Origin of the sequence: Kocuria sp. CPCC 205263 (assembly GCF_040981075.1) — a bacterium.
GTDB classification, from domain to species: Bacteria; Actinomycetota; Actinomycetes; order Actinomycetales; family Micrococcaceae; genus Kocuria; species Kocuria rosea.
This window is the reverse complement of record NZ_JAVKPV010000076.1, coordinates 1-539: the sequence shown is the minus strand read 5'-3', so window position 1 is coordinate 539 and position 539 is coordinate 1. Positions and strand designations below refer to the sequence as shown.

The 539-nt window shown below is 74.8% G+C and carries 1 protein-coding gene; it reads right to left on the bottom strand.

Translation table 11 applies throughout. The annotated features are described in order from the left end of the window. Positions 1 to 539: helix-turn-helix domain-containing protein (locus RF647_RS19215; RefSeq protein ID WP_368813130.1), on the bottom strand; the 539-nt coding region annotated here is incomplete at both ends.

Below are 539 nucleotides of genomic sequence, written 5' to 3'. Positions count from 1 at the left end.
TCGTCGGCGAGGGCCTCGGTGTAGGCCAGCCGGGAGAAACCGTCCACGGCCGAGTGCAGATACGTGTAGCCGACTCTGGCCCCTGGCCCGCGCTTGGCCGCCTTCGCGGCCGTGGACCCGCGGCCGTGGGCGCGCCAGCCGCCGCCCTCGGGGATGCGCCCGACCTTCTTCACATCGAGGTGGACCATGTGCCCGGGCCACGCCGCCCGGATCCGACCAGGGACCCTGCGGGAGTTCTCGCCCTCGGGGGTGAGGTCGCGCAGGCGGGAGATCCCCAACCGGTGCAGCCACCGGCCCACGGTGCGCAGGCTGATCTCGATGGCTCGCTCGGCCAGGTGGCGGTGGATGCGCCGCGCCGACCACTTGCGCTTCCGGCGGAGGGCCTCGATGAGCTCCACGACCGTCGCCGGGGTGCGGGTGCTGCTGTGCCGCGGGGTCGACGGGCGGTCGGCCAGCCCTGACTCGCCGGCCTGCAGGTAGCGGGTCACCCAGGTGGCCACCGTGGGGCGGGAGACGCGGAACTCCGCGGCCACGTGGGC